The sequence below is a fragment of the Stenotrophomonas indicatrix genome, from assembly GCA_041545745.1.
In the GTDB taxonomy this organism is placed as follows: Bacteria; Pseudomonadota; Gammaproteobacteria; order Xanthomonadales; family Xanthomonadaceae; genus Stenotrophomonas; species Stenotrophomonas indicatrix_A.
Map to the genome: position 1 here is coordinate 1852488 of CP168152.1, position 26097 is coordinate 1878584.

General features: G+C 66.3%; 23 protein-coding genes. 11 read left to right on the plus strand and 12 right to left on the minus strand.

All coding sequences use genetic code 11. The features are described from left to right. Nucleotides 1-64 precede the first annotated feature (64 nt). Complete coding sequence (locus ACEF39_RS08635) at nt 65-934, plus strand: pseudouridine synthase (RefSeq protein ID WP_500287637.1); 870 nt, start codon at nt 65-67, stop codon at nt 932-934. A gap of 13 nt (nt 935-947) precedes the next feature. On the opposite strand, the gene ACEF39_RS08640 is transcribed toward ACEF39_RS08635, so the two are convergent. After that, on the minus strand, nt 948-1436 hold the full coding sequence (locus ACEF39_RS08640) for a YaiI/YqxD family protein (protein WP_500287638.1): 489 nt from the start codon (nt 1434-1436) through the stop codon (nt 948-950). A 304-nt stretch (nt 1437-1740) separates the two neighbouring features. On the opposite strand from ACEF39_RS08640, the gene ACEF39_RS08645 reads away from it, so the two are divergent. From ACEF39_RS08645 to ACEF39_RS08660, 4 genes are all read left to right on the plus strand, one after another. Then, nucleotides 1741-1950 carry a cold-shock protein gene (locus tag ACEF39_RS08645; RefSeq protein WP_025875108.1) on the plus strand — a complete coding sequence of 70 codons (210 nt, stop codon included), beginning with the start codon at nt 1741-1743 and terminating at the stop codon, nt 1948-1950. Between the two features lie 152 nt (nt 1951-2102). Continuing rightward, entirely contained in the window at nt 2103-2792 is a 690-nt protein-coding gene (locus tag ACEF39_RS08650; protein WP_500287639.1) for a glutathione S-transferase family protein, read from the plus strand. A 31-nt stretch (nt 2793-2823) separates the two neighbouring features. Next, complete coding sequence (locus ACEF39_RS08655; protein WP_500287640.1) at nt 2824-4389, plus strand: protein adenylyltransferase SelO; 1566 nt, start codon at nt 2824-2826, stop codon at nt 4387-4389. A 366-nt stretch (nt 4390-4755) separates the two neighbouring features. Continuing rightward, entirely contained in the window at nt 4756-5292 is a 537-nt protein-coding gene (locus tag ACEF39_RS08660; protein WP_500287641.1) for an adenine phosphoribosyltransferase, read from the plus strand. Between the two features lie 105 nt (nt 5293-5397). Here ACEF39_RS08660 and dbpA read toward each other — a convergent pair whose 3' ends face one another. From dbpA to ACEF39_RS08675, 3 genes are all read right to left on the minus strand, one after another. Continuing rightward, nucleotides 5398-6774: an ATP-dependent RNA helicase DbpA gene (gene dbpA / locus ACEF39_RS08665; protein WP_025875072.1), complete on the minus strand. Its 1377-nt coding sequence runs from the start codon at nt 6772-6774 to the stop codon at nt 5398-5400. Between the two features lie 134 nt (nt 6775-6908). Then, on the minus strand, nt 6909-7181 hold the full coding sequence (locus tag ACEF39_RS08670; protein ID WP_500287642.1) for a hypothetical protein: 273 nt from the start codon (nt 7179-7181) through the stop codon (nt 6909-6911). A 28-nt stretch (nt 7182-7209) separates the two neighbouring features. Further along, entirely contained in the window at nt 7210-8289 is a 1080-nt protein-coding gene (locus ACEF39_RS08675; RefSeq protein ID WP_500287643.1) for a YeiH family protein, read from the minus strand. 101 nt (nt 8290-8390) lie between these two features. Here ACEF39_RS08675 and ACEF39_RS08680 point away from each other — a divergent pair, with 101 nt between their 5' ends. Next, entirely contained in the window at nt 8391-9266 is an 876-nt protein-coding gene (locus ACEF39_RS08680; RefSeq protein WP_500287644.1) for a LysR family transcriptional regulator, read from the plus strand. Between the two features lie 330 nt (nt 9267-9596). Further along, entirely contained in the window at nt 9597-11477 is a 1881-nt protein-coding gene (locus ACEF39_RS08685; RefSeq protein ID WP_500287645.1) for an ATP-binding cassette domain-containing protein, read from the plus strand. A gap of 211 nt (nt 11478-11688) precedes the next feature. On the opposite strand, the gene ACEF39_RS08690 is transcribed toward ACEF39_RS08685, so the two are convergent. Further along, nucleotides 11689-12150 carry a c-type cytochrome gene (locus tag ACEF39_RS08690; protein ID WP_099821251.1) on the minus strand — a complete coding sequence of 154 codons (462 nt, stop codon included), beginning with the start codon at nt 12148-12150 and terminating at the stop codon, nt 11689-11691. Between the two features lie 9 nt (nt 12151-12159). Further along, nucleotides 12160-12555, minus strand: coding sequence for a c-type cytochrome (locus tag ACEF39_RS08695; RefSeq protein WP_089240512.1), 396 nt, complete (start codon nt 12553-12555; stop codon nt 12160-12162). Nucleotides 12556-12760: 205 nt separating this feature from the next. Here ACEF39_RS08695 and ACEF39_RS08700 point away from each other — a divergent pair, with 205 nt between their 5' ends. The 3 genes from ACEF39_RS08700 to ACEF39_RS08710 are packed head-to-tail and all read left to right on the plus strand — an operon-like array spanning nt 12761 to nt 20513. Next, nucleotides 12761-13912, plus strand: coding sequence for an efflux RND transporter periplasmic adaptor subunit (locus ACEF39_RS08700; protein WP_500287646.1), 1152 nt, complete (start codon nt 12761-12763; stop codon nt 13910-13912). After that, entirely contained in the window at nt 13909-17427 is a 3519-nt protein-coding gene (locus tag ACEF39_RS08705) for an efflux RND transporter permease subunit (RefSeq protein ID WP_500287647.1), read from the plus strand. The genes ACEF39_RS08700 and ACEF39_RS08705 overlap by 4 nt, the downstream gene beginning before the upstream one ends. Next, nucleotides 17424-20513, plus strand: coding sequence for an efflux RND transporter permease subunit (locus ACEF39_RS08710; RefSeq protein ID WP_500287648.1), 3090 nt, complete (start codon nt 17424-17426; stop codon nt 20511-20513). The genes ACEF39_RS08705 and ACEF39_RS08710 overlap by 4 nt, the downstream gene beginning before the upstream one ends. Nucleotides 20514-20662: 149 nt before the next feature. On the opposite strand, the gene ACEF39_RS08715 is transcribed toward ACEF39_RS08710, so the two are convergent. From ACEF39_RS08715 to ykgO, 6 genes are all read right to left on the minus strand, one after another. Continuing rightward, a complete protein-coding gene (locus ACEF39_RS08715; protein ID WP_025875050.1) occupies nt 20663-21883 on the minus strand; it encodes a TraB/GumN family protein in 1221 nt (406 codons plus the stop codon). Nucleotides 21884-21887: 4 nt separating this feature from the next. Further along, the gene (locus ACEF39_RS08720) at nt 21888-22418 is read right to left on the minus strand and encodes a GNAT family N-acetyltransferase (protein ID WP_099821257.1); all 531 of its coding nucleotides are present in this window, start codon (nt 22416-22418) and stop codon (nt 21888-21890) included. Between the two features lie 14 nt (nt 22419-22432). Next, the gene (locus ACEF39_RS08725) at nt 22433-23320 is read right to left on the minus strand and encodes a carbon-nitrogen hydrolase (RefSeq protein WP_099821258.1); all 888 of its coding nucleotides are present in this window, start codon (nt 23318-23320) and stop codon (nt 22433-22435) included. 164 nt (nt 23321-23484) lie between these two features. Further along, the gene (locus ACEF39_RS08730) at nt 23485-24522 is read right to left on the minus strand and encodes an agmatine deiminase family protein (protein WP_500287649.1); all 1038 of its coding nucleotides are present in this window, start codon (nt 24520-24522) and stop codon (nt 23485-23487) included. Nucleotides 24523-24561: 39 nt separating this feature from the next. Further along, entirely contained in the window at nt 24562-24891 is a 330-nt protein-coding gene (locus tag ACEF39_RS08735; protein ID WP_089240526.1) for a hypothetical protein, read from the minus strand. 146 nt (nt 24892-25037) lie between these two features. Then, a complete protein-coding gene (gene ykgO, locus ACEF39_RS08740; protein WP_005409283.1) occupies nt 25038-25163 on the minus strand; it encodes a type B 50S ribosomal protein L36 in 126 nt (41 codons plus the stop codon). 197 nt (nt 25164-25360) lie between these two features. Between ykgO and cmk the strand changes: the two genes are divergently transcribed. Further along, nucleotides 25361-26038, plus strand: a complete 678-nt coding sequence (gene cmk / locus ACEF39_RS08745) for a (d)CMP kinase (RefSeq protein WP_500287650.1) — start codon at nt 25361-25363, stop codon at nt 26036-26038. The last annotated feature ends 59 nt before the right edge of the window (nt 26039-26097 follow it).

Sequence of the window (26097 nt, forward strand, 5' to 3'; positions counted from 1 at the left end):
TGCCCTGTCGTATGTCCCGTTCACGTCCGCGCCGCCTGCAGATCTTCGGCGCCCCGACCACGTCATGAGCACGCCCAGTCGGCTGCAGCTGCCGCCCGGCAACTGGGTTTCCCTGCTGGAGGGGCTGTGCGCGCGCTTCCCGCGCATCGACCGGTTGCAGTGGGAGAGCCGCTTCGCGCGTGGGCGGGTGCAGGACGCGCAGGGCAGGGCGCTGGCGCCGGACATGCCGTGGCAGGTGGGGCTGGAGATCCGCTACTTCCGTGAAGTGGCCGACGAGCCGGTGATTCCCTTCGTGGAGACCATCCTGCATCACGATGCGCACCTGCTGGTGGCTGACAAGCCGCACTTCCTGCCGACCGCGCCTGCCGGGGCCTTTGTGCGCGAAACCCTGTTGGCGCGTCTGGTCGAACGCACCGGCAACGCCGATCTGGTGCCGTTGCATCGGCTGGACCGGCTGACGGCCGGCCTGGTGCTGTTCTCCACCCAGCCGGAAACGCGCGACGCCTACCAGCGATTGTTCCGTGAGCGCCGCATCGAGAAGACCTACGAGGCGCTGGCGCCGGCCTTGCCAGACCTGCGATTCCCGCTGGAGCGGCACAGCCGGCTGCAGCCGGGGGAGCCGTTCTTCCGGATGGCTGAAGTTCCCGGCGAGCCGAATGGGTTGACCCGTGTCGAGGTCATTGATGCGCACGGCTCGGTCTGGCGCTACCGGCTTGCGCCGGAATCCGGACGCAAGCATCAGCTGCGCGTCCACATGGCCGCGCTCGGGGCGCCGATCCTGGGCGACGGGTTCTACCCGCAGCTGCAGGACCGGCCGCAGGGTGAGGGCGAGCTGCCGTTGCAGCTGCTGGCGCAGGCACTGTCCTTCGATGATCCGTTGACCGGCCAGCGACGCAGCTTCCGCAGCGCGCGCACCTTGAGCGTTCCCGGCTGACGCGCGGCCGGATTCACCGGTTCGGGCGGCGCGCCAGCCAGCGGTCCAGTTCGGCAGCGAACAGCTGGCGGTCGCGCGCGCTGAGCGGCGGTGGTCCACCGGTCTGCACGCCGGTACCGCGCAGTTCTTCCATGAAATTGCGCATCGACAGCCGCTCGGCCATGTTGTTGGGGGTGTACAGCTGGCCGCGTGGGTTCAGGGCCACCCCCTTCTTCTCCAGCACCAGGGCAGCCAGAGGGATGTCCTGGGTGACCACCAGGTCGCCGGGGGCCACCCGCTCGACAATGGCGCTGTCAGCTACGTCCAGTCCCTGTGGAACCTGGATCGAGCGCAGCCAGCGCGAGGGCGGGGTGCGGATCCACTGGTTGGCGACCAGGGTCAGCTCCACACCGACCCGTTCAGCTGCGCGGAACAGGATGTCGCGAATGACGACGGGGCAGGCGTCTGCGTCCACCCAGATGCGGGGGAGCAGGGGTTCAGCTCGGGGTTCAGCTTCAGTCATTTACCCAGTGTAGGGTAGGAAAAACCTGAATGGGGGCCCGGATTTAGCCTCGATCTGGTGCAACCCCTTGCCCTGTCTGGGGGCCGACCGTCTGTCGCTGAATATCAGGGCTATCGCTTTTTGCTCAAAACACGCGTATCGTCTGGCCCACTGTGTTTGCTAGGGTCACCGTGAATCGTGGCCTGGTGCAGTTGATCTCACGATCCGCTCATCGATCCGCTTTACCAACGCCTGCAACTCAGTCTCGGCCCCGATACCCGGTGGCTGCGATTTTTTTCAACATGTGTTTCAGGAGTTAGTAAATATGTCTGATCGTCAGACCGGCACTGTCAAGTGGTTCAACGACGCCAAGGGCTTCGGCTTCATCACCCCGGAAAGCGGCCCGGACCTGTTCGTGCATTTCCGCGCGATCCAGGGCACCGGCTTCAAGACCCTGCAGGAAGGCCAGAAGGTTACCTTCGTCGCCGTCCAGGGCCAGAAGGGTATGCAGGCTGACCAGGTGCAGGCGGTCTAATCCGTCTGCTACCGTTTGGTAGCCAAAACGCCGGGAGCGAAAGCTCCCGGCGTTTTTCGTTATGGGCTTCCTGTAGCGTCGGGCCAGGCCCGGCTCTACAAAGGGCATGCACCCGGCACGGTACGATGCAGGCCTCCCCAAGGATCGTCCCCATGCGCATCGTCCATCATCTGGAAAACTCCCGTTCGCTGCGCGTGCTGTGGATGCTGGAGGAGCTGGGGCTGGACTACGAGCTGCGCCGCTACCCGCGCGACCCGAAGACGATGCTGGCGCCGCCGGAACTGCGTCAGGTGCACCCGCTGGGCAAGGCGCCGGTGCTGCAGGACGGTGAACTCATCCTCGCCGAATCCGGCGCCATCCTCGATTACCTGGCTGACCGCTACGACATGCATCGCCAGCTGTCGCCGTCGCCGGTGCCGGCCGATGGCAAAGAGCGCATCGATTACCGCTACTGGCTGCACTATGCCGAAGGCTCGGCGATGCCACCGATGCTGCTGACCTTGGTGATGAGCCGCATCCGCAGCGCGCCGATGCCGTTCTTCGCGCGGCCGATTGCCCGCAGCATCGCCGACAAGGCCGAGCGCGGTTTCGTCGGCCCGCAACGACGCCTGCATCTGGACTGGATGGAACGGCGTCTGGCCGAAAGCCCGTGGTTTGCGGGCGAGCGCTTCACCGCCGCGGACATCCAGATGAGCTTCCCGATCCAGGCGGCGGCCGCGCGCGGCGGCGGGCTGGACGACAAGCCGGCATTGCGTGGCTTCCTCAAGCGCATAGGCGAGCGTCCGGCCTACCAGCGTGCCGAGGCGCACGGTGGCGCATTGCAGGCCCTGCGCGGCGATTGAGGACGGCCGTCGTCGCCCCCATGCTGTGCTCATGGATACCACAGCTCCCCAGTTCGACAACCGCCTGCTGAATCTGCTGCCGGGCGATCCCGAGTCCGGCCCGCGCCGGCGCGAAGTACTGGGCGCAGCCTGGTCTTCGGTGATGCCGACGCCTGTTGCAGCGCCCGCGCTGCTGGCGTGGTCGCCGGAGGTTGCCGGGATGCTGGGGTTCGATCCTGCGCAGGTCAATGATGAAAGTTTCGCCCAGGTGTTCGGCGGCAACGCGCTGTATGCAGGCATGCAGCCGTGGGCGGCCAACTATGGAGGCCATCAGTTCGGGCATTGGGCCGGGCAGTTGGGTGATGGTCGCGCCATTTCGCTGGGCGAGGTGATCGCCCCCGATGGCAGGCACTGGGAACTGCAGTTGAAGGGCGCCGGGCCAACGCCTTACTCGCGCGGCGCCGACGGCCGTGCGGTGCTGCGCTCGTCGATCCGCGAATTCCTGTGCAGCGAGGCGATGCATCACCTCGGCGTGCCGACCACCCGCGCCCTGTCGCTGGTCGGCACCGGTGAGGACGTGGTGCGCGACATGTTCTATGACGGCCATCCGCGCGCGGAGCCGGGTGCGATCGTCTGCCGGGTATCGCCCTCGTTCCTGCGTTTTGGTTCATTTGAACTGCCCGCTTCACGTGGCGAGACCGCACTGTTGAAGCAGATGGTCGACGCCTGCATCGCCCGCGATTTCCCGGAACTGAAGGGGCAGGGTGAAGTGTTGTATGGCGACTGGTTCGCACAGATCGCCGTGCGTACCGCAGAGATGATCGCGCACTGGATGCGCGTTGGCTTCGTGCATGGGGTGATGAACACCGACAATCTCTCCGTGCTCGGCGTGACCCTGGACTACGGCCCCTACGGTTGGGTCGAAGATTTCGATCCGGACTGGACGCCGAACACCACTGATGCGCAGGGGCGTCGCTATCGTTTCGGCACCCAGCCGCAGGTGGCGTACTGGAACCTCAGCCGTCTGGCGCAGGCGCTGTCGCCTTTGTTCGCCGACGTACAGCCGCTGCAGGCAGGGCTGGCCGCCTACCAGGCGACCTTTGTCGCCTGCACCCGCCGCGACGTGGCGGCCAAGCTGGGTCTGGCGGCCGCCGACGATACCGATCTGCAGCTCTATCAGCGCTGGCAGCAGCTGATGCAGGACGGTGGCATGGACATGACCCTGGCATGGCGTGCGCTGATGCGCATCGATGCCAATGCGCCCGATGCGGGTGTACTGGCCGAAGTGTTCTACTACCCAGAGCGGCAGCACGCGGTGCAGGAAACTCTGCAGCAGTGGTTGCAGGATTACGCGGCACGGCTGCACGCAGATCCGCTGTCGGTACCCGCGCGGGTCGCGAAGATGGGTGCGGCCAATCCGCTGTATGTGCTGCGCAACTGGTTGGCACAGGAAGCGATCGATCGCGCCGAGCAGGGTGACCTGGGCGGTGTGCACGCCCTGCAGGACGTGCTGCGTGATCCGTACACCGAACGCCCGGGTCTGGAGCATTACGCCGGCAAGCGCCCAGCGTGGGCAGACAATCGCGCAGGCTGCTCGATGCTGTCCTGCAGTTCCTAGGTAGGGGTTCTTTTGCAGGGCTGCGCCCTGCACCTGCAGCAGCAACAGCAACAGCAACAGCAACAGCCGAAGCAACAGCAACGGCGTGCATTCCGTGGGATGGCGGGGCACTGTGGGTTTGCGGGGACGCCGTGAATCCGTCCATGGAGGCTTGGTCGCCGCATCCATGCGGCTGCCAAGCCTACAGGGACGTACTTGCGGCGTCCCCGCAATCCGACACCGCCCCGCCAAGCCACGTGATTCAGCTTTTGCTTTGGCTCTTGATCTGGCCTCTGCAGGTGCCGGGCGCAGCCCGGCCGAACCCCTCAACAGGCAGCCGGCGCCCGGAACAGGTACCCTATGCCGCCATCAGACAACTGAATCGCCATGACCGACGTCATCGTCGCTCCGCAGTGGGCCTCGCGCCTGCGCGACATCGCCGACTTCCCCAAGCCGGGCATCCTGTTCAAGGACATCATGCCGCTGCTCGCGCACAGCGAGGACTTCCGTGGCGCGATCGCAGCGATGGCCGATCGCTGGCGCGAGCAGAAGCTGGATGCAGTGGTCGGCATCGAATCGCGTGGCTTCATTCTGGGCGCGGCCATGGCGCTGGAACTGGGCGTCGGCTTCGTGCCGGTGCGCAAGCCGGGCAAGCTGCCGGGCAAGGTGCTGCGCGAGGAATACACCCTGGAATACCGCAGCGACTGCATTGAAGTGCATGCCGACGCGCTGCCGGCCGGTGCGCGCGTGGCGATCATCGATGATGTGCTGGCAACCGGCGGCACGCTGGTTGCTGCGTTGTCGCTGGTGCGCCGCCTGGGCGTAAACGTGGTCGGCGCAGGCGTTCTGGTCGAGCTGGATGGCTTGGGCGGTCGTGGCCGCTGGGAAGTGGATCTGCCGCTGCACACCGAACTGGTGTTCTGATTCCGGTAGCTGCCAACCTTGGTTGGCACCGGATGGATGGGCCAACCAAGGTTGGCCACTACCAGGTCACGTCGCTGCCAACCGTGATTGGCAGCGCCCCTTCAATCACATCATCCGCACACGGAACCGTCGGCCCTTGATCTTGCCGGCTTCCAGTTTGGCTACCGCCTTGTTGACCTGCTCGCGGGCGATCGCTACATAGGAGCGGGTCGGGAAGATCGCGATCTTGCCGATGAACTTGGCCGATAGACCGGCGTCGCCGGTGAGTGCGCCGAGGATGTCGCCCGCGCGCAGCTTGTCGGTCTTGCCGCCATCGATACGCAGGGTACGCATCGCCGCCTGCGGCAGCTCGGCCGGGCGCGACGTCGCCAGCGGCGTCTTCTGCCAATCCAGCGGCTCGCCGCGCTGCGCTTCGATGGCGTCGGCGCGGTTCTTTTCGCGGCCTGCCACCAGGCTGATCGCCAGGCCACTGGCGCCGGCACGACCAGTACGGCCGACACGATGCTGGTAGCTCTCGACGTCAGTCGGCAGCTCGTAGTTGATCACCGCGGCCAGCTCTTCCACATCCAGCCCGCGTGCGGCGACGTCGCTGGCAACCAGCACGTTGCAGCTGCGGTTGGCCAGGCGCAGCAGCACTTCCTCACGGTCGCGCTGCTCCATGTCGCCATGCAGGGCGAGCGCGGAGAACCCGAACTGCTGCAGCGAGTTGGCCACTTCGTCCACGTCCTTGCGGGTGTTGCAGAACACCACGGCCGATTCGGGCGTGTACTTCAGCAGCAGGCCGGCCAGTGCCTTCTGCCGGTGCGCCGGTTCGACCTCGCAGAACAGGTGCCGGATGGCCGGGGCCTGATCGGCGCCTTCCACGGTCACTTCCACGGCATCGCGCAGCAGGTCGCGGGCCATGGCGCGGATGGTGTCGGGGAAAGTGGCCGAGAACAGCAGGCTCTGGCGATCGCGGTGGGTACGGCCGGCGATCTCACGGATCGGCTCTTCGAAACCCATGTCGAGCATGCGATCGGCTTCGTCCAGCACCAGCGTGCGCACGGCGCCCAGATTCAGTGCGCGCTTGCGCGCCAGTTCCTGCACGCGGCCGGGCGTGCCGACCACCACGTGCGGATCATGGCTTTCCAGCGACGCCAGCTGCGGGCCGAGCGGCGTGCCGCCGGTCAGCAGCAGCAGCTTCAGGTTGGGGATGCCGGTGGCCAGCTTGCGGATCTGCTTGGCTACCTGGTCGGCCAGCTCGCGGGTGGGGCACAGTACCAGCGCCTGCACGCGGATCAGGCTGGGGTCGATCGACTGCAGCAGGCCCAGGCCGAAGGCTGCGGTCTTGCCGCTGCCGGTCGGGGCTTGGGCGATGACATCGCGGCCATCGAGGATGGCGGGCAGGCTCTGCGCCTGGATCGGCGTGAGGGTGGTGTAGCCGAGGGCATCCAGGCCGGGCTGCAGGGCCGGGCTCAGCGGCAAGGTCGAGAAATCAGTCATGGCGCATTGTACCTGTGCGCGCGCCCGCTCCCGACTTGGGGCTTTCATCCACGCATGGCGTGGATCTACCGGGAGAGGCGGTGCCTTGGGGATTCAGTAGATCCACGCCATGCGTGGATGCTCTGGCCGTCCCCTCAGCCCAGCCCGATGGCCACCAGCCGCGCAACCATCGCCTGCAACTGCTCCGGGGTGGCCGGTTTTCCAGCGACCCGGGGCTCCAGCAGCAGCTGGTGGAACCACGGGTTGGCGTGCCGCGTGTCGAAGTCGAACGAACAGGTTGCCTGCACGCCCATCACGGCCTGAACGATCTCGAGCAGCGTGTCTTCGGCCTCATCCACATTGCCCGGCCCGTAACGATCATCCAGCAGTCGCAACGGGATCGACAGCAGGGCGGAGGAGGCGGACATGCCTCAAGTCTAACGATCCAGGTTGCCCTCAGCCCAGCAGGGCCAGCACGCCCCGGTGGATCGCCAGGCCACCGAACAGCAGCCAGCCGAACAGGACCAGCGCCAGCAGCAGCGGTTTCAGGCCGGCCTGGCGCAGCGCCGACATATGGGTGGTCAGGCCCAGTGCGGCCATCGCCATCGCCAGCAGCACCGTATCCAGCTGCACCAGCGCTGCCTGCAGCCCGGGCGGCAGCAGGTGCAGCGAATTGAGGCCGGCAATCGCCACGAAACCGAACGCGAACCACGGCACCACGATCCGGGCCTTGCCTCCGCCCGCTGCCGCCTTGCCGCCACGGGCCAGCCACAACGACAGCGCGATAAGGAACGGCGCCAGCAGCATCACCCGCACCATCTTGGTGATGACAGCGGTATCGGCGGCGGGCTCGCTCACCGCGCGTCCGGCGGCGACCACCTGCGCGACTTCATGCACCGTCGCGCCGGTGAACAGGCCGTACTGCTGTGCGTCCATCGCCAGCCAGCCATGTGACTGCACCAGCGTGTACAGCAGCGGATACAGGAACATCGCCAACGTGCCGAACACCACCACCGTCGATACCGCCACCGTCACCTGCGCAGCACGGCCGCGCACCACCGGTTCGGCGGCCATGACGGCGGCCGCACCGCAGATCGCGCTGCCGGCACCGATCAGCATGGCGGCCTCGCGCTCCATCTTGAACACCCGCACGCCCAACCAGCAGGCCAGGCCGAAGGTGCTCGCCACCACCAGCACGTCCATCAGCACGCCGGCGACGCCGACGTGGCCAATGTCCTGGAACGTCAGACGCAGGCCGTACAGCACGATGCCGGCGCGCAGCAGCCAATGTTTGGAGAAGCCGACGCCCGCCGCGCTGGCAGGGGCCAGTCGCGGGTACAAGGTGTTTCCGACCACGATGCCGGCGACGATGGCGACGGTCAGCGCACTCAGGCCATGCGCCTGCAGCCAGGGCAGCTCGGCCAGATACAGCGAGGCGGCCGCGACCATGCCGACCAGCAGCAGGCCGGGCAGCCGCGGCTGCCAGCGCTGGCGCAGGGAGGGCAGGGACCAGGAGGAAAGGGCGGGGGCGTTCATGGCAGTGGGAGGGTCTGGAGAGGCCATGCCAGCGTGCGCTCGCCACGTTGACCTGTAAAACGAATAATATGAGTGAAAATTACCCGCCCAGCAGGTTGAATATGCGACTGACCCTCCGCCAGTTGCAGGTCTTCGTCGCCATCGCCGATCACGGCAGCACCACGGCCGCTGGCCAGGCCATCGCCCTCTCGCAATCGGCCAGCAGCGCCGCGCTGCAGGAGCTGGAGGCGCATTTCGGCACGCCGCTGTTCGACCGCATCGGCCGTCGCCTGGCGTTGAACGGCCACGGCCGGGCATTGCTGGAACCGGCGCGCGCGCTGCTGGTCAATGCCGCCGATCTGGAGCGCCAATTGGCGGCAGGCGGTGACCCGGCCCAAGGCGCACCGCTGCGGCTGGTACTGGCGGCCAGCACCACCATCGGCAACTACCTGCTGCCGCCGCGTATCGCCGAACTGCTCCGGCAGGCGCCGCAGGCCGAGGTCGATCTGCGTATCGACAACAGCGCAGGCGTGGTCGCCGCTGTGCAGCGCCTGGACGTCGACGCCGGCCTGATCGAAGGCCCATGCCACGAACGCGGACTGCAGGTCACGGTCTGGCAGCAGGATCCGCTGGTGATCGTGGCAGCCGCGGACGCGCCCCCGCGTTGGTCGCTGGATGAACTGCGCGCCGCCCGTTGGCTGCTGCGCGAACCCGGTTCAGGCACCCGCGAAGCCGTCGAACAGGCGCTGCTGCCGCATCTGCGCGGCTTCGCCCAGACCCTGCAGCTGGGTAATACCGAAGCCATCAAGCAAGCCGCCATCGCCGGCCTCGGCCTGGCCTGCCTGTCCCGCCACGCCCTGGAAGAGCCCCTGGCCCTGGGCCGCCTGCGCATTCTGGAAACCCCGCTGCCGGCGCTGCAGCGCACGCTGTGGCTGGTACGCCACCCCGGCAAGCGATGGTTGCCGGGTTTGCAGGCATTGCTGGGGGACGTGCAGTAGCAGGGATTCATTTTCCCCAGACGCGAATTCCACGAAGGGGTCAGAGCCCGTTGCGCAGCAACGGGACCCGACCCCGTGCCGACCAACGGTCGGCACCCACCAACAGCAGCGGAAATCTGTCGAAGGCGGGGTGGGTCCGGTTGCGGGGGTGTCCGCGGCATGGATGCCGCGGCCAAGCCCCCAAGGACGGGTTTACGGCGTCCCCCGCAACCGGACCCACCCTGCCATCCCACAGGAAGCCAGCTTTTGACGTTGCTTTGGCTGCGGCCGTTGCCTCTGCGGGTGCCGGGCGCCGCCCGGCCGACGCCCGCAACCCGCTACAATGGTCGGATGCCTCTGATTACTCTGCAAAACGTCGACTTCAGCGTCGGCGGCCCGCTGTTGCTGGAAAAAGCCGAACTGTCGATCGAGCCGGGCGAGCGTATCGCCCTGATCGGCCGCAACGGCGCCGGCAAATCGACCCTGCTCAAGCTGCTGTCCGGCGACCACAAGCCCGATGACGGCGAAGTGCGCGTGCAGCAGGGCGTGCGCGTGACCCGCCTGGAGCAGGAAGTGCCGCATGGCGCCGCCGGCAGCGTGTTCGACGTCGTCGCCGACGGCCTGGGCGAACTGGGCCAATGGCTCGCCGAATTCCATCACCTCAGCCACGCCGACGTGTTCGATGGCGAAGCGCTGGGCAACGTGCAGGCGAAGATCGATGCCGCCAACGGCTGGGGCCTGGACCAGCGCGTCAGCGAGACCCTGACCAAGCTCGACCTCGATGGCGAAGCGGAGTTCGCGCGCCTGTCCGGCGGCATGAAGCGCCGCGTGCTGCTCGGCCGTGCGCTGGTCTCCAGCCCCGACCTGCTGCTGCTGGACGAACCGACCAACCACCTGGACATCGAAGCCATCGATTGGCTCGAAATGTTCCTCAAGAACTGGAACGGCAGCGTGGTGTTCGTCACCCATGACCGCCGCTTCCTGCGCGCGCTGGCCACCCGCATCGTCGAGATCGATCGCGGCCAGGTCACCAGCTGGCCGGGCGACTGGGCCAACTACGAGCGCCGCCGCGAAGAACGACTCAATGCGCAGGCGCAGGAAAACGCGCGGTTCGACAAGCTGCTGGCGCAGGAAGAAGTGTGGATCCGCCAGGGCATCAAGGCCCGCCGCACCCGTGACGAAGGCCGCGTGCGCCGCCTGAAGGCGATGCGCAACGAGCGTTCGGAGCGCCGCGACCTTAGCGGCAACGTCAAGATGGAAGCGGCCCAGGGCGTGAGCTCGGGCAAGAAGGTCATCGACATCAAGGACATCTCGTTTGCCTTCGGCGATCGCACGATGGTCCGTGATTTCTCCACCACCATTTTGCGCGGCGACCGCATCGGCCTGATCGGCCCCAACGGCAGTGGCAAGACCACGCTGTTGAAATTGCTGCTGGGCGAGCTGCAGCCGCAGAAGGGTGAAGTCAACGCCGGCACCAACCTGCAGGTTGCGTACTTCGACCAGTACCGTGCAGTGCTGCGCGAGGACTGGAGCGCGATCGAGAACGTGGCCGAAGGCCGCGATTTCCTCGAGTTCAACGGCAAGCGCAAGCACGTGCACGCCTACCTGCAGGACTTCATGTTCACCCCCGAGCGCGCGCGCGCGCCGATCACCCGCCTGTCCGGTGGCGAGCGCAACCGCCTGCTGCTGGCCAAGCTGTTCGCGCAGCCGTCCAACCTGCTGGTGATGGACGAACCGACCAACGACCTGGACGTGGAAACCCTGGAGCTGCTGGAAGAGTTGCTGGGCGAATACAACGGCACGTTGCTGCTGGTCAGCCATGATCGTGACTTCATCGACAACGTGGTGACCTCCACCCTGGTGATGGAAGGCGATGGCGTTATCGGTGAGTACGTGGGCGGCTACAGCGACTGGCAGCGTTACGCGGCCAGCGTGGCCGCAGCGCCGGCGGTGGTTGCCGCGGCCAAGCCCGCTGCCGCGGCGCCGGCCGCTGCTGCGGAACCGGCTGCGCCCAAGCGCAAGCTTGCCTACAAGGAAGCGCGCGAGCTGGAGCAGTTGCCGAAGACGATCGAAAAGCTCGAAGGCGATGTTGAAGGCCTGACCGCCGCGATGAACGATCCGTCGTTCTACACGCGCAGCAGTGCCGAAGTGACCGCGCACACCCAGCAGCTGGCCAAGGTGCAGGCCGAACTGGATGCCGCGTACGCACGCTGGGAAGAGCTGGAAGGCTGATCGGCCACCACGGCCGTCTCGCCTTGGCGGGCGGCTGTGGCTTCTGATCTGATTCCGCCTTGTAGCGGACCGAGGAGCGCAGGGTACCGGTGCGTAGCACCGGCTCGCGGATGGCGGAGCGCTTCTTTTGGTTGCTTTTCTTTGCGCGCAAAGAAAAGTAACGCCCATGATCCGTGCGGACCAACGGTCCGCACCCACCGGCGGCCGGCGGTCATTTGACCCCGTGCAGATCCCGCAGCTGGCTCGTGCGGCTGCCGAAGTACGCGGCCAGATCGGCAATATCCTGATCGCTCAGGTCTTTCGCCTGCGGTGTCATCAACGCATGCTGACGGTCACCGGCACGATAGGCCTGCAGCGCATGCGCCAGGTAATCGCCGTACTGCCCACCCAGCTTCGGGTAAGTCGGATCGATCGGCGCATTGCCGTCGGCACCGTGGCAATCGATGCAGCTCTGGCTGGTGGCCTTGCTCTTGACCTTGGCGCGCGCCTCACCGGCGGCTTCACGCCCGGCAGGCAGGCCAGCGGATGAAGACGATCCGTGCTCGCCGCTGGCATGGCCGGGATCGCCGGCGGATTTCTCGCTGTTCTCCACCTGTGACTGCGAGCAGGCCGCCAGCAGCAGGGCGACGGACAGGGCGATGGCGTGACGCAGTGGATGCGCGGCTTTCGACATGGGCGGGCCTTACTTGACGGTGGACAGGTAAACAGCGAGATCGGCGATCTCCTGTTCGCTGAAACTCATCGACTGTGCCTGCATCGTGGGATGCCGGCGCTTGCCCTGGCGGTACTCGGTCAGGGCCTGGGTCAGGTACTGCTGGGTCTGGCCACCGATCTTCGGTACCCGGTAACTGGGGTAGGCGTTCTTGTAACCGGTGATGCCGTGGCACCCCTGGCAGGTATAGGCCAGCACACGGCCATTGTCGAAACTGCCGGTGGGCGTGGCAGCCGCCGGCACAGGGGCCGTAGCCGGTGCCGGGGCGGGTGCTGCAGGAGCAGAAGCAGGAGCGGGCTGTGCGGCGGCCCCGAGGGGCAGGAGGACGGCCAGAGCGAGACAAGCGGCGAGCGGCTGCGGGCGCATGGTGTCTTTTCCGGGGATTCGGGTCTGGTCGTTCCGGCGTGGGGTACGGAACAACCCGAGTATAGCCTCAGGTTTCATCTAGCTGAAATGGGGTCGGCCCGACCGGCGGCGTGAAGGCACCATGACCTTTGGGATATGGTGTTGCCGTGAAGTGGTGCATTACTTTGCTACCACACCTGCCCACGCATCCTCCAGGGATCTGACGATGTCGCACCAAACCTTCCTGCCCGGCCCCCGCAGCGGACTCTGCGCTGCCGCGCTGCTGCTCTCCACCTCACTGCTGCTGAGCGGTTGCGCCGCTGGGCCCAACAACGAGGCCAAGGCGGCCGAGACCAAGGACGAGAAGAAGGTCGACGCGGTGCCGGTGGAAGTGGCCGTGGCCAGCCATCGCGCAGTGGCCGCCAGCTACACCGGAACCGCAGCACTGGAGCCGCGCGCCGAATCGCAGGTGGTCGCCAAGACCTCGGGCGTCGCGTTGGCGGTGCTGGTCGAGGAAGGGCAGCGGGTCAGCGCCGGGCAGCCTCTGGTGCGGCTGGATCCGGACCGCGCGCGCTTGGCCGTTGCCCAGAGCGAAGCGCAGATGCGCAAGCTGGAAAACGACTATCAGCGTGCACAGAAGCTGGTCGGCCAGCAGCTGGTCAGTGCGGCCAGCGTCGACCAGTTGCGCTACGACCTGGAAAACATCCGCGCGCAGTACCGCCTGGCCACGCTGGAACTGTCGTATACGACCGTGGTCGCACCGATTTCCGGCGTGATCGCCTCGCGTTCGATCAAGACCGGCAACTTCGTGCAGATCAACACGCCGATCTTCCGCATCGTCGACAACTCGCGGCTGGAAGCCACCCTCAACGTACCCGAGCGCGAGCTGGCGACGCTGCGCGCAGGCCAGCCGGTCACGTTGTCGGCCGATGCGCTGCCGGGCCAGACCTTCACCGGTGTCGTCGACCGCATCGCGCCGGTGGTGGATTCGGGCAGCGGCACCTTCCGTGTGGTCAGTGCTTTCGATGGCGCTGCGCAGTCGCTGCAGCCTGGCATGTTCGGCCGCATCCGCATCGACTACGACCAGCGTGCCGATGCGCTGGTGGTGCCGCGCCTGGCGCTGCTGGACGATGGTGAGCCGGCGGTGTTCCGGGTGCGCGGGGGCAAGGTCGCGCGGGTGCCGGTCAAGCTCGGCTACGCCGAAGGGCCGTGGGTGGAAATCCGTGAGGGACTGGCGGCGGGCGACCAGATCGTCACCGCCGGCAAGGTCGCCCTGCGCGATGGCACGGCAGTGCAGGTGATCGCCGATCCGAAGACCAAGGCAAAGACGGTAGCCACCTCGGCCAAGCCGGCAGAGAAGGCCGGGAGCACGCAATGACCGCGCCCGGCCACGACCACGGTGCCTCGCCAGGGAGCGACGGCGCCGCCGCAGGCATGCGTGGCGGCCTGGTGGAGTTCGCCACCCGCCGCCGCGTCACCATCGCCATGTGCACGGTCACCCTGCTGCTGTTCGGCCTGATCGCGCTGGGCAACCTCAAGGTCAACCTGCTGCCGGACCTGAGCTATCCGACGCTGACCGTGCGCACCGAGTACACCGGTGCGGCGCCGACTGAAATCGAAACCCTGATCACCCAGCCGGTTGAAGAAGCCGTCGGCGTGGTCAAGAACCTGCGCAAGCTGAAGTCGGTGTCGCGCACCGGCCAGAGTGATGTGGTGCTCGAGTTCGCCTGGGGCACCAACATGGACCAGGCCAGTCTGGAAGTGCGCGACAAGATGGAGGCGCTGAACCTGCCACTGGAAGCCAAGGCTCCGGTGCTGCTGCGCTTCAATCCCTCCACCGAGCCGATCATGCGCCTGGTGCTGTCGACCAAGGCCGCGCCTGCGACCGACGAAGAAGCGGTCCGTGAACTGACCGGTCTGCGCCGTTATGCCGATGAAGACCTGAAAAAGAAGCTGGAGCCGGTTACCGGCGTGGCGGCGGTCAAGGTCGGCGGTGGCTTGGAAGACGAGATCCAGGTCGACATCGACCAGCAGAAACTGGCCCAGCTCAACCTGCCGATCGACACCGTCATCAAGCGGTTGAAGGAAGAGAACATCAATATTTCCGGCGGCCGTCTGGAGGAGGGCTCGCAGCGCTTCCTGGTGCGTACCGTCAACCAGTTCGCTGATCTGGAAGAGATCCGCAACCTGCTGGTCACCACCCAGTCCGCCAACGGCAGCGCGGCCGACTCGGCGCTGCAGCAGATGTTCAACATCGCGGCCTCGACAGGTTCGGCTGCGGCCGTCGCCGCAGCTTCCGCTGCGCAGAGCGCTTCGTCCGGCGGCGGCTCCAGCGTGGTCGCCAACGGTGTGCCGGTGCGCCTGAAGGACGTGGCCACCGTGCGCCAGGGCTACAAGGAGCGCGAAGCGGTCATCCGCCTGGGCGGCAAGGAATCGGTCGAACTGGCGATCTACAAGGAAGGCGACGCCAATACCGTTGCCACCGCCGAAGCGCTGCGCAAGCGTCTGGAGCAGATCAAGGCAACGTTCCCGGCCGATGCCGAACTGACCACCATCGAAGACCAGTCGCGCTTCATCGAGCACGCCATCGCTGACGTCAAGAAGGACGCGGTGATCGGCGGCCTGCTGGCGATCCTGATCATCTTCCTGTTCCTGCGCGACGGCTGGAGCACGTTCGTGATCAGCCTGTCGTTGCCGGTCTCGATCATCGCCACGTTCTTCTTCATGGGCCAGCTCGGCCTGAGCTTGAACGTGATGTCGCTGGGCGGCCTGGCACTGGCCACGGGCCTGGTGGTGGATGACTCGATCGTGGTGCTGGAGAGCATCGCCAAGGCGCGCGAGCGCGGCCTGGGCATCCTGCAGGCGGCCATCGCCGGCACCCGCGAAGTGAGCATGGCGGTGGTTGCTTCCACCCTGACCACCATCGCGGTGTTCCTGCCGCTGGTGTTCGTCGACGGCATCGCCGGCCAGCTGTTCCGCGACCAGGCGCTGACCGTGGCCATCGCCATCGCGATCTCGTTGCTGGTGTCGATGACCCTGATCCCGATGCTGAGCTCGCTGAAGGGCCGGCCGCCGCTGGCATTCCCGGAAGAAGCCGCGGCCGAGCCGTGGCAGCCGCAGAGCCGCTGGCAGAAGCCGGTCGCGCTCGGCCGTCGTGGTGTGATGGCAACGATGCGCTGGGGTTTCTACGCACTTGCATGGTTGGTGGTGCGCATCTGTCGCGGCGTCGCTGCGGTGGTCGGCCCGGTGATGCGCAAGGCCAGCGACGTCGCCATGAAGCCGTACGCCGGTGCCGAGCGCGGCTACCTGCGGCTGCTGCCAGGTGCGTTGGCCCATCCCGGCAAGGTGCTGGGCCTGGCTGCACTGGCGTTCGTCGGCACGATGGCGCTGGTGCCGATGCTCGGTGCCGACCTGATCCCGCAGCTGGCGCAGGACCGTTTCGAAATGACGGTCAAGCTGCCGGCCGGCACGCCGCTGAAGCAGACCGACGCACTGGTGCGCGAGCTGCAGCTGGCACACGGCAAGGGCGAGGGCGTGGCATCGCTGTACGGCGTCAGCGGCAGCGGTACTCGCCTGGATGCCAGCCCGACCGAAAGTGGCGAGAACATCGGCAAGCTGACCATCGTGATGGAAGGTGGCGGCAACCCGCAGATCGAAGCGGAGATCACCGAACGCCTGCGCGACACCATGGGCCAGCATCCGGGTGCGCAGGTCGACTTCGCGCGGCCGGCATTGTTCAGCTTCTCCACGCCGCTGGAGATCGAACTGCGCGGGCAGGACATGGCCACCCTGGAAGTGGCGGGCCAGCGCCTGGCGGCGCTGCTGCGCGGCAACGCGCACTACGCCGACGTCAAATCCACCGTGGAAGAGGGCTTCCCGGAAATCCAGATCCGCTTCGACCAGGAGCGTGCCGGTGCACTGGGCCTGACCACGCGGCAGATCGCCGATGTGGTGGTGAAGAAGGTGCGCGGCGATGTGGCCACCCGCTACAGCTTCCGTGACCGCAAGATTGATGTGCTGGTGCGCGCGCAGGAAACCGATCGTGCCAGCGTGGAGAGCATCCGCCGCTTGATCGTCAATCCGGGCAGCACCCGTCCGGTCACGCTGGACGCAGTGGCCGACGTGGTGGCCACCACCGGCCCCAGCGAGATCCATCGCGCCGACCAGACCCGGGTTGCCGTGGTCTCGGCCAACCTGCGCGACATCGACCTTGGCGCGGCCATGCGCGAAGTACAGCAGATGGTGTCCGAACAGCCGCTGGGCGCTGGCGTGGGCCTGCACATCGGCGGCCAGGGCGAAGAACTGGCTCAGGCAGCGAAGTCGCTGATCTTCGCCTTCGGCCTGGCGATCTTCCTGGTCTACCTGGTGATGGCGTCGCAGTTCGAGTCGCTGCTGCATCCGTTCGTGATCCTGTTCACCATCCCGCTGGCGCTGGTCGGCGCGATCCTGGCGTTGATGCTGACCGGCAAGCCGATCTCGGTGGTGGTGTTCATCGGCCTGATCCTGCTGGTCGGCCTGGTCACAAAGAACGCGATCATCCTGATCGACAAGGTCAACCAGCTGCGCGAGGCCGGCGTGGCCAAGCACGAGGCGCTGGTGGAAGGCGCACGCTCGCGCCTGCGGCCGATCATCATGACCACCCTGTGCACGCTGTTCGGCTTCCTGCCGCTGGCGGTGGCGATGGGCGAGGGCGCCGAGGTGCGTGCACCGATGGCGATCACCGTGATCGGCGGCCTGCTGGTGTCGACCCTGCTGACCCTGCTGGTGATCCCGGTGGTGTACGACCTGATGGACCGCCGCGGTGATGCCTATTACCGCGAACGTGGCCGCAAGCATGCTGGTGAGGGCCTGCACGCTGCGGGCCGCAGCGCGGGTGGGGAGGAACCGGCATGAGCATTGCCGAGTTCTCCATCCGCCGGCCAGTCACCACCATCATGTGTTTCGTGTCGTTGGTGGTGGTCGGACTGATTGCCTCGTTCCGGCTGCCACTGGAAGCGCTGCCGGACATCTCCGCACCGTTCCTGTTCGTGCAGATTCCGTATACCGGCTCCACCCCGGAAGAAGTCGAGCGGACCATCATCCGCCCGGTGGAAGAGTCGTTGGCGACGATGACCGGCATCAAGCGCATGCGCTCCTCGGCGACGTCGGAAGCCGCGTCGATCTTCATCGAGTTCAGCGACTGGGATCGCGATATCGCCATCGCCGCTTCCGACGCACGCGAGCGCATCGATGCGATCCGCAGCGATCTGCCTGACGACGTGCAGCGCTACAACGTGTTCAAGTGGTCCAGCAGCGACCAGCCAGTGCTGAAGGTGCGCCTGGCCAGCACCACCGACCTGACCACTGCCTATGACATGCTCGACCGCGAATTCAAACGGCGTATCGAGCGGATTCCGGGTGTGGCCCGGGTCGAGATCACCGGCGCGCCGCCGAATGAGGTGGAGATCGCGATCGATCCGAACCGCCTGAACGCACACGGCCTGAGCATCAACGAGCTGAGTGATCGCCTGCGCACGCTGAACTTCTCGATCTCGGCCGGGCAGATCGACGACAACGGCCAGCGCGTGCGCGTGCAGCCGGTGGGTGAGATCACCGACCTGCAGGAAATGCGTGATCTGGTCATCAATGCCAAGGGACTGCGCCTGGGTGACATTGCCGACGTGCGGCTGAAGCCGGCACGGATGAGCTACGGCCGCCGCCTGGATGGCAATCCTGCCGTCGGCCTGGACATCTACAAGGAACGCAGCGCCAACCTGGTGGACGTCTCACGCGGCGCGCTTGCCGAGGTTGAAGCGATCCGCGCGCAGGACTCGATGCGCGACGTGCAGATCAAGGTGATCGACAACCAGGGCAAGGCGGTGACTTCGTCCCTGCTTGAGTTGGCCGAGGCCGGTGGCGTCGGCCTGATCCTGTCGGTGACGGTGCTGTTCTTCTTCCTGCGCCACTGGCCATCCACGCTGATGGTGACCCTGGCCATTCCGATCTGTTTCACCATCACCCTCGGTTTCATGTACTTCGCTGGCGTCACGCTCAACATCCTGACCATGATGGGCCTGCTGCTGGCGGTGGGCATGCTGGTCGACAACGCCGTGGTGGTGGTCGAGAGCATCTACCAGGAACGCGAGCGACTGCCGGACCAGCCACGCCTGGCCTCGATCATCGGCACCCGCAACGTTGCCATCGCGCTCAGCGCCGGCACCTTGTGCCACTGCATCGTGTTCGTACCCAACCTGTTCGGCGAAACCAACAACATCAGCATCTTCATGGCGCAGATCGCGATCACCATCTCGGTCTCGCTGCTGGCCTCCTGGCTGGTGGCGGTCAGCCTGATTCCGATGCTGTCCGCACGCATGGCCACACCGAAGCTGGTGCATTCGCAGACCGGCGTGATCGCGCGCCTGCAGCGTCGGTACGCGCAGCTGCTGGACTGGTCACTGCGCCATCGTGGCTGGAGCCTGCTGGGCATCCTGCTGGTGGTGCTGGTCAGCCTGGTGCCGATGAAACTGACCAAGATCGACATGTTCGGCGGCGACGGCGGCAAGGACATCTTCATCGGCTACATGTGGAAGGGCGCCTACACCTACCGGCAGATGTCGGAGGAAGTGGCCCGCGTCGAAGCCTGGGTCGAGGAGAACCGCGAGCGCCTGCACGTGCAGCAGGTCTACTCCTGGTACAGCGAACAGGAAGGCAGCTCGACCGTGGTCACCTTGGACGAGAAGTACGCCAAGGACATCAAGGCGCTGCAGGAAGAGGTGCGCAAGGGCCTGCCGAAGTCTGCGCGTACCGACTACTTCGTCGGCAACCAGGGCGGTGATGGCGGCGGCGGTGGCGGCAACCAGGGTGTGCAGGTGCAGCTGGTCGGCGACTCCAGCGCGATGCTGCAGGAGATCGGCCAGGAAGTGCTGCCGCTGCTGGCGCAGCGGGCCGAGCTGCGCGATGTGCGTATCGACAATGGCGAGAAGGGCGGCGAGCTGAAAGTGCACGTCGACCGCGAGCGCGCAGCGGCCTTCGGATTCAATGCCGAGCAGGTGGCCAGCTTCGTCGGCCTGGCGCTGCGTGGCGCGCCGATGCGCGAGTTCCGTCGTGGTGACAACGAAGTGCCGGTGTGGGTGCGCTTCGCCGGCGCCGAACAGAGCAGCCCCGAAGACCTTGCGGGTTTCAGCGTGCGCACCGGCGATGGCCGCAGCGTGCCGCTGCTGAGTCTGGTCAGCATCGATGTGGGTTCATCGGCGACCCAGATCGGCCGCACCAACCGCCAGACCACGCTGACCATCAAGGCCAACCTGGCCGAGAAGATCACCGCGCCGGACGGTCGCAAGGCCATGGAAGCAGTGCTCAAGCCGATGAACTTCCCGGCCGGCTACGGCTTCACCTTCGACGGTGGCGACTACGGCGATGACAACGAGGCGATGCAGCAGATGGTGTTCAACCTGCTGATCGCGCTGGTGATGATCTACGTGGTGATGGCCGCGGTGTTCGAATCGCTGCTGTTCCCGGCGGCGATCATGAGCGGTGTGCTGTTCTCGATCTTCGGCGTGTTCTGGCTGTTCTGGATCACCGGCACCTCGTTCGGGATCATGTCCTTCATCGGCATTCTGGTGCTGATGGGCGTGGTGGTGAACAACGGCATCGTGATGATCGAGCACATCAACAATCTGCGCCGGGGCGGGATGGGCCGTACCCAGGCGCTGGTGGAGGGCTCACGCGAGCGTCTGCGCCCGATCATGATGACCATGGGCACGGCGATCCTGGCGATGGTGCCGATCTCGCTGACCGACACGCAGATGTTCGGCAATGGGCCGGAGTACTCGCCGATGGCGCGTGCGATTGCCGGTGGCCTGGCCTTCTCGACCGTGGTCAGCCTGTTGTTCCTGCCGACCATCTACGCGGTGCTCGATGACCTGCGCAATGCGGTGGTGCGCCTGATCCAACGCGCCCGCGGGCTGGAGAGGGTAGAGCCGGGCGCTGCCCGGCTGTAATGCACAACACAACGTGTTTGTGGTGGGGGGAGACCGGTCGTAGTGGGGCGGTCTCCCCCTTTTTTTCATCGCCGTAGCGTGTAAATGTCGTGCCAACCAAGGTTGGCAGCTACCGGTAGCGCCGGGTCATGCCCGGCGAGGCAGCGCGATCAGCTCGCCACCTTGCTCCACACCTTGCCGGCGGTCAGCCACAGGCCCAGCATGCTGCCCAGGTTGGTCAGCATGAAGGTCAGCACCACGCGGGTAACACGGTTGCGGTACCAGCCTTTCAACGACTGCGCATCGTCACGCAGCTTGAGGAAATCCTCGTAGGTTGGCTTGCGCAGGCGCGCCTCCACCAGGGCCGCGAACGCACCGGTGGGGATGCTCAGGCGGAACGGCTTGAACGGCGCCACCACGATCGCGGTGAGGATGCTCAGCGGATGGCTGCCGGCCACCAGGCAGCCCAGACCAGCCAGGCCGCCGGTATACATCGCCCAGGTCGCCAGCAGCTCGGTGCCCACGCCCAGTCCACCACGATAGAAGCCAACACCGATGCCGGTGGCCACGATGGCGAGGATCGCCAGGGTGAACCACGGGATGTTGCGCTTCTTCGGCACCGCTTCCAGCTGCTCGCGCAACGGCGCAGGCGCCTCGGTATCGGTTTCCAGGTAACGCGCCAGGCCGGCCAGATGGCCGGCGCCGACCACCGCCAGCACTTCGCGCTGCTGCGGATCATGCGCTTCGCGCAGGCGCGTGGCCATGTAGCGGTCGCGCTCACCGATGATCGTTTCGTACAGGGCCGGGTTCTCGCTGGCGAACTCGCCGAAGCTCGATTCCAGCATGTCACCCTGCTTCAGCTTCTCGATCTCGTCTTCGCCGACATCCTCGGACGAGAACAGGCCGGCGCCGAGCCCGGCCACCAGCTTCAGCTTGCCGAAGAAGCCCAGTCGTTGCGAGGCGCGACGGAACGTCAGGCCGACTTCGCGGTCGATCAGGTGCACCGGCAGGTTGCGCTCGCGCGCCAGGTCCACTGCTCGCTTCAGTTCGGCGCCCGGCTCGATGCCGAGCTGTTCGGCCAGTCGGCGCTGGTAGGCCGACAGCGCGAGGTTGGCCGCGAACAACGCGACGCGGCCCTTGCGGATCACTTCCACCAGGTCCAGTTTGGCCAGCGTGTCCGGATCACTCAGCGCCTGCAGGCGCTGCGGGTCCAGCTCGACCGCCACCGCATCGAAACGTCCACTGTCGATGGCTTTCTCCACCGCCTCGACGCTGGCATGGGAAACATGGGCGGTGCCCAGCAGGGTGTAGCGCACGCCATCGCGTTCGACGACGCGTACGGGCTGGCCGGCAAACAGATCGTCGCCGGTTTCGGGAAGGGTTTCAGTCATGGAATCATTCATTGGAAGGAGCGGAATCGGCGCCATCGCCGAGCGCGCGCTGCATCTGTACGGTGTCCAGCCAGCGGCCGTGCTTGCGACCGAGGCCACGGAACACGCCCACCAGCTGGAAACCGAAGCGTTCGTGCAGCTTGATGGAGGCAGTGTTGGTCGGCTCGCCGATCACCGCCACCATCTGTCGATGGCCGCGCGCGGTGCAGGCATCGATCAATGCCTGCAGCAGGCTGGTGCCGACGCCACGGCCCTGGAAACGGGCATCGACATAGACCGAGTTCTCAACGGTCCACTGGTAGGCGATGCGCGTGCGGTAGGTGTTGGCATACGCATAGCCGGCAACCTGGCCGTCGACCTCGGCCACCAGGTAGGGAAAGCCGCGGTCGATGATGTCGCGCATGCGGCGCAGCATCTCGGCCTGGTCGGGAATGTCGTACTCGTAGGTGTTGACGAAGTCGGTCACTTCCACCGCGTAGATCGCGGTGATCGCAGCGATGTCGGCAGGGCCGGCATCACGGATGAGTACGGCCATGCGCGGGCTCCGGGTCAGTCGATGTAGCGCTTGAGCAGGTCGCCGTAGGCGTCGATGCGACGATCGCGCAGGAACGGCCAGATGCGGCGCACATGCTCGCTGCGCTGCAGATCAACTTCGCACATCAGGATGGTCGCCTCGGTGCCGGCCTCGGCCAGGAACTCGCCCTGCGGGCCCAGCACGTGGCTGTTGCCCCAGAACTGGATGCCCGAGGCGCCCAGCGGTGACGCTTCATGGCCCACGCGGTTGCAGCTGAGCACCGGCACGCCGTTGGCCACGGCATGGCCGCGGTGGCTCAGTACCCAGGCGTCGCGCTGACGGGTCTTCTCGTCCTGCACGTCATCCGGGTCCCAGCCGATCGCGGTGGGGTAGAGCAGCAGCTCAGCACCGGCCAGCGCCATCAGACGCGCCGCTTCCGGGTACCACTGGTCCCAGCACACCAGCACGCCAAGGCGGCCCACCGAGGTGTCGATCGGCTTGAAGCCGATGTCGCCCGGGGTGAAGTAGAACTTCTCGTAGAAACCCGGGTCGTCCGGAATGTGCATCTTGCGGTACTTGCCCAGCAACGTGCCGTCTTTTTCGAAGACCACGGCGGTGTTGTGGTACAGGCCGGCAGCGCGGCGCTCGAACAGCGAGCCGACCAGCACCACGCCGTGCTTCTTCGCCAGCGCGCCCAGGCGCTCGGTGCTTGGGCCCGGAATCGGCTCGGCCAGGTCGAATTCATCGACCGATTCGTGCTGGCAGAAGTAGGGACCGTTGTGCAGTTCCTGCAGCAGCACCAGCTTCGCGCCCTGTGCCGCAGCGTCGGCAACACGCGCTTCGATCACCGCCAGGTTGGCGGCGGCATCACCGTGGTTGCGCTCCTGGATCAGGGCGACGGTAAGGGGGCTGCGCGAGTTCATGCGGGGCGATCCTGCGGGGGAAAACCCGCATGTTAACGCGGATGCGCCACGACAGCGTGTTGGCTGCTGAATGGTGCACGCAACCGGTAGCGCCGGGCCATGCCCGGCGGATTTTCCAGATGCCGCTGCGCTCGCCGGGCATGGCCCGGCGCTACCGCGTGGCTTTATGCCTTCAACAGCCCTGCCGGCAGCTGCATGGTGATGCAGTGCAGGCTGCCGTTCTGCCAGATCAGCGAGCGGCAGGGCACCTGCACGATCTCGCGGTCCGGGTGGGCCTGCGCCAGCACATCACGGGCCAGGTCGTCGGCCGCGTCGCCATAGGCCGGCATCAGCACCGCGCCGTTGACGATCAGGTAATTGGCGTACGAAGCAGCCAGGCGGCGGCCTTCATCGATCACCGGCTTTGCCCACGGCAACGGGAACAGCCGGTACGGCTGGCCGTCACGCGTGCGCAGTGCGGCCAGCTCGGCACCCATCGCCTGCAGTTCGGCGTAGTGCGAATCGCTGGCGTCGTCGCAGGCCTGGTAGACGATGCTGTCGGCCGAGGCGAAGCGGGCGAGGGTGTCGATATGGGCATCGGTGTCGTCGCCTTCCAGGTAGCCATGATCCAGCCACAGCACGCGTTCCTGCTGCAGCCAGTTCGCCAGGTCGGCGCTCAGGCTGTCGCGGTCACGGTCGGGATGGCGCTCGTGCAGGCACTTCCAGGTGGTCAGCAGGGTGCCTTCACCATCGGTCTCGATGCCGCCGCCTTCCAGTGCGAACGGAATGCTGCGCACCGTCGCGTCGTTGAACACGCCGGCCTGGTCGAGCACGCCGACCAGCTGGTCATCGAGCGTGGCATCGAACTTGCCGCCCCAGCCGGTGAAGCGGAAGTCCAGCAGCTGGAAGCCGCCATCGGCGCGACGCAGGGTGATCGGGCCCGAATCACGCAGCCAGGTATCGTCGTACGCGGCGGTGGTGAAGTGGACCTTGTCCATGTCGATGCGGTTGGAGCGCAACCGCATCTCGGCGTAGGTCTCCACGTCATCGTCGGCCACGCAGATCAGCACCGGCTGGAAGCGGGTGATCGCCGCAACCAGGGCGATGTAGGTCTCTTCCACCTGGCCCAGGCGGTCGGCCCAGTCGGTGTCGGCGGTGGGCCAGGCAATCAGGACGCCGCTCTGGGCTTCCCATTCGGCAGGAAAACGAAGGGTCTGGTTCATGGTCTCGCTACACGCGCCCGCCGGTGGCGGGCATGGAGGTCAACGGATCGGCGGCTTGGGGCCGATTTCGTTCGGATCCGCCTGGTTTGCCACCACGTCGATCACCTTCTGCTTCTCGAAGTAGACGGTGAACTGCGGGTACACCCAGCGGTGGATGGTCGGCCATTGCCGTTTCTGTCCGCCGCGCGGCTGCAGCTGCTCTGCCGGCGCGCCGAACTGGGACTGCACCTGCTGCATGCTCTGGCCGCGGACGGGCAGGGCGCCGGCCGGCTTTTCGCGGGCACGGTCGACAAGCAGGGTATCGGCCAGCGCCGGGGTGGCGGCAGCCAGGGTGGCCAGTACGGCCAGGGTGCACAGGTAACGCGTCATCTCGATCTACTCCCCAGTGGTCAAGAACAGCGATTACAGCAAAAACGGCAGGAAAAAACCGCATAAACAAAAAACCGCCCGAAGGCGGCTTTTTGCATCGGGTCGGCCCCGCGTGGGGCCAGCCGCGGTCACAAGGACCGTTGGGCTTAGCGCTGACGCGCCTTGAAACGCGGGTTCGACTTGCAGATGACGAAGATCTTGCCACGACGACGCACGACCTTGCAGTCACGGTGACGGGCCTTCGCCGACTTCAGGGAGGACAGAACTTTCATGGCATACCTCGGCGTAAACAGTAGTTGTTCGGGTGGAGCGTGGCCGCGATATGCGAAAGACAATCGGCAGTTGACGCTCGTTCAAGCCCGCCATTCTACCGGGCTTTTCCCCATGGTTTCAAGTGGTTGCACAAATGGCCCGTTGCGGGGTGTCTGGCAGGGGCTAGAATGGCCTCTTCACACGCGCAAGGACCCCCATGAATCCACTTGTTCCCGTCCTGACCATCGACGGCCCATCAGGGGCCGGCAAGGGTACCATCAGCCGCATCGTGGCGCGCCGGTTGGGCTGGCACTACCTGGATTCGGGCGCTCTGTACCGCGCCGTCGGCGTGGCGGCCAGCTGGGCCGACATCGATACCTCCGACGCCTCCGCGCTGGTGCGCTGCACCTTTGACACCCATGTCCAGTTCGTCGAGCAGGGCGATGCCATGCGGGTCCTGGTCAATGGCACCGATGCCACCGACGAGCTGCGGCTGGAGACCACCGGGGCGCTGGCGTCGGCGATTGCCGCCATTCCCGAGGTCCGGGCCGCCCTGAAGGAGCGCCAGCGCGCATTCAGGACGGAGCCGGGGCTGGTCGCCGATGGCCGCGACATGGGCACGGTCATCTTCCCGGACGCCCCCTACAAGGTGTTCCTGACCGCCAGTGCCGAGGAGCGCGCCGAGCGCCGGCATAAGCAGTTGAAAGACAAGGGGGTTTCTGTTAACTTTGATGACCTCCTGCGCGAGATCATGGCCCGCGACGCCCGTGATGCTCAGCGTACCGTGGCGCCCCTGAAGCCGGCAGACGATGCTGTCCTCATCGACACCACAGGCATCGGCATCGAAGATGTCGTTGCCAGAGTGATGGATCTGCTTCCGGTTCCGGCTGCCTGATCCGTTCGCGCGGGAGCTCTGCCAGCACCATCGGTGGAGGTCGCGTATTGCAGTGCTGT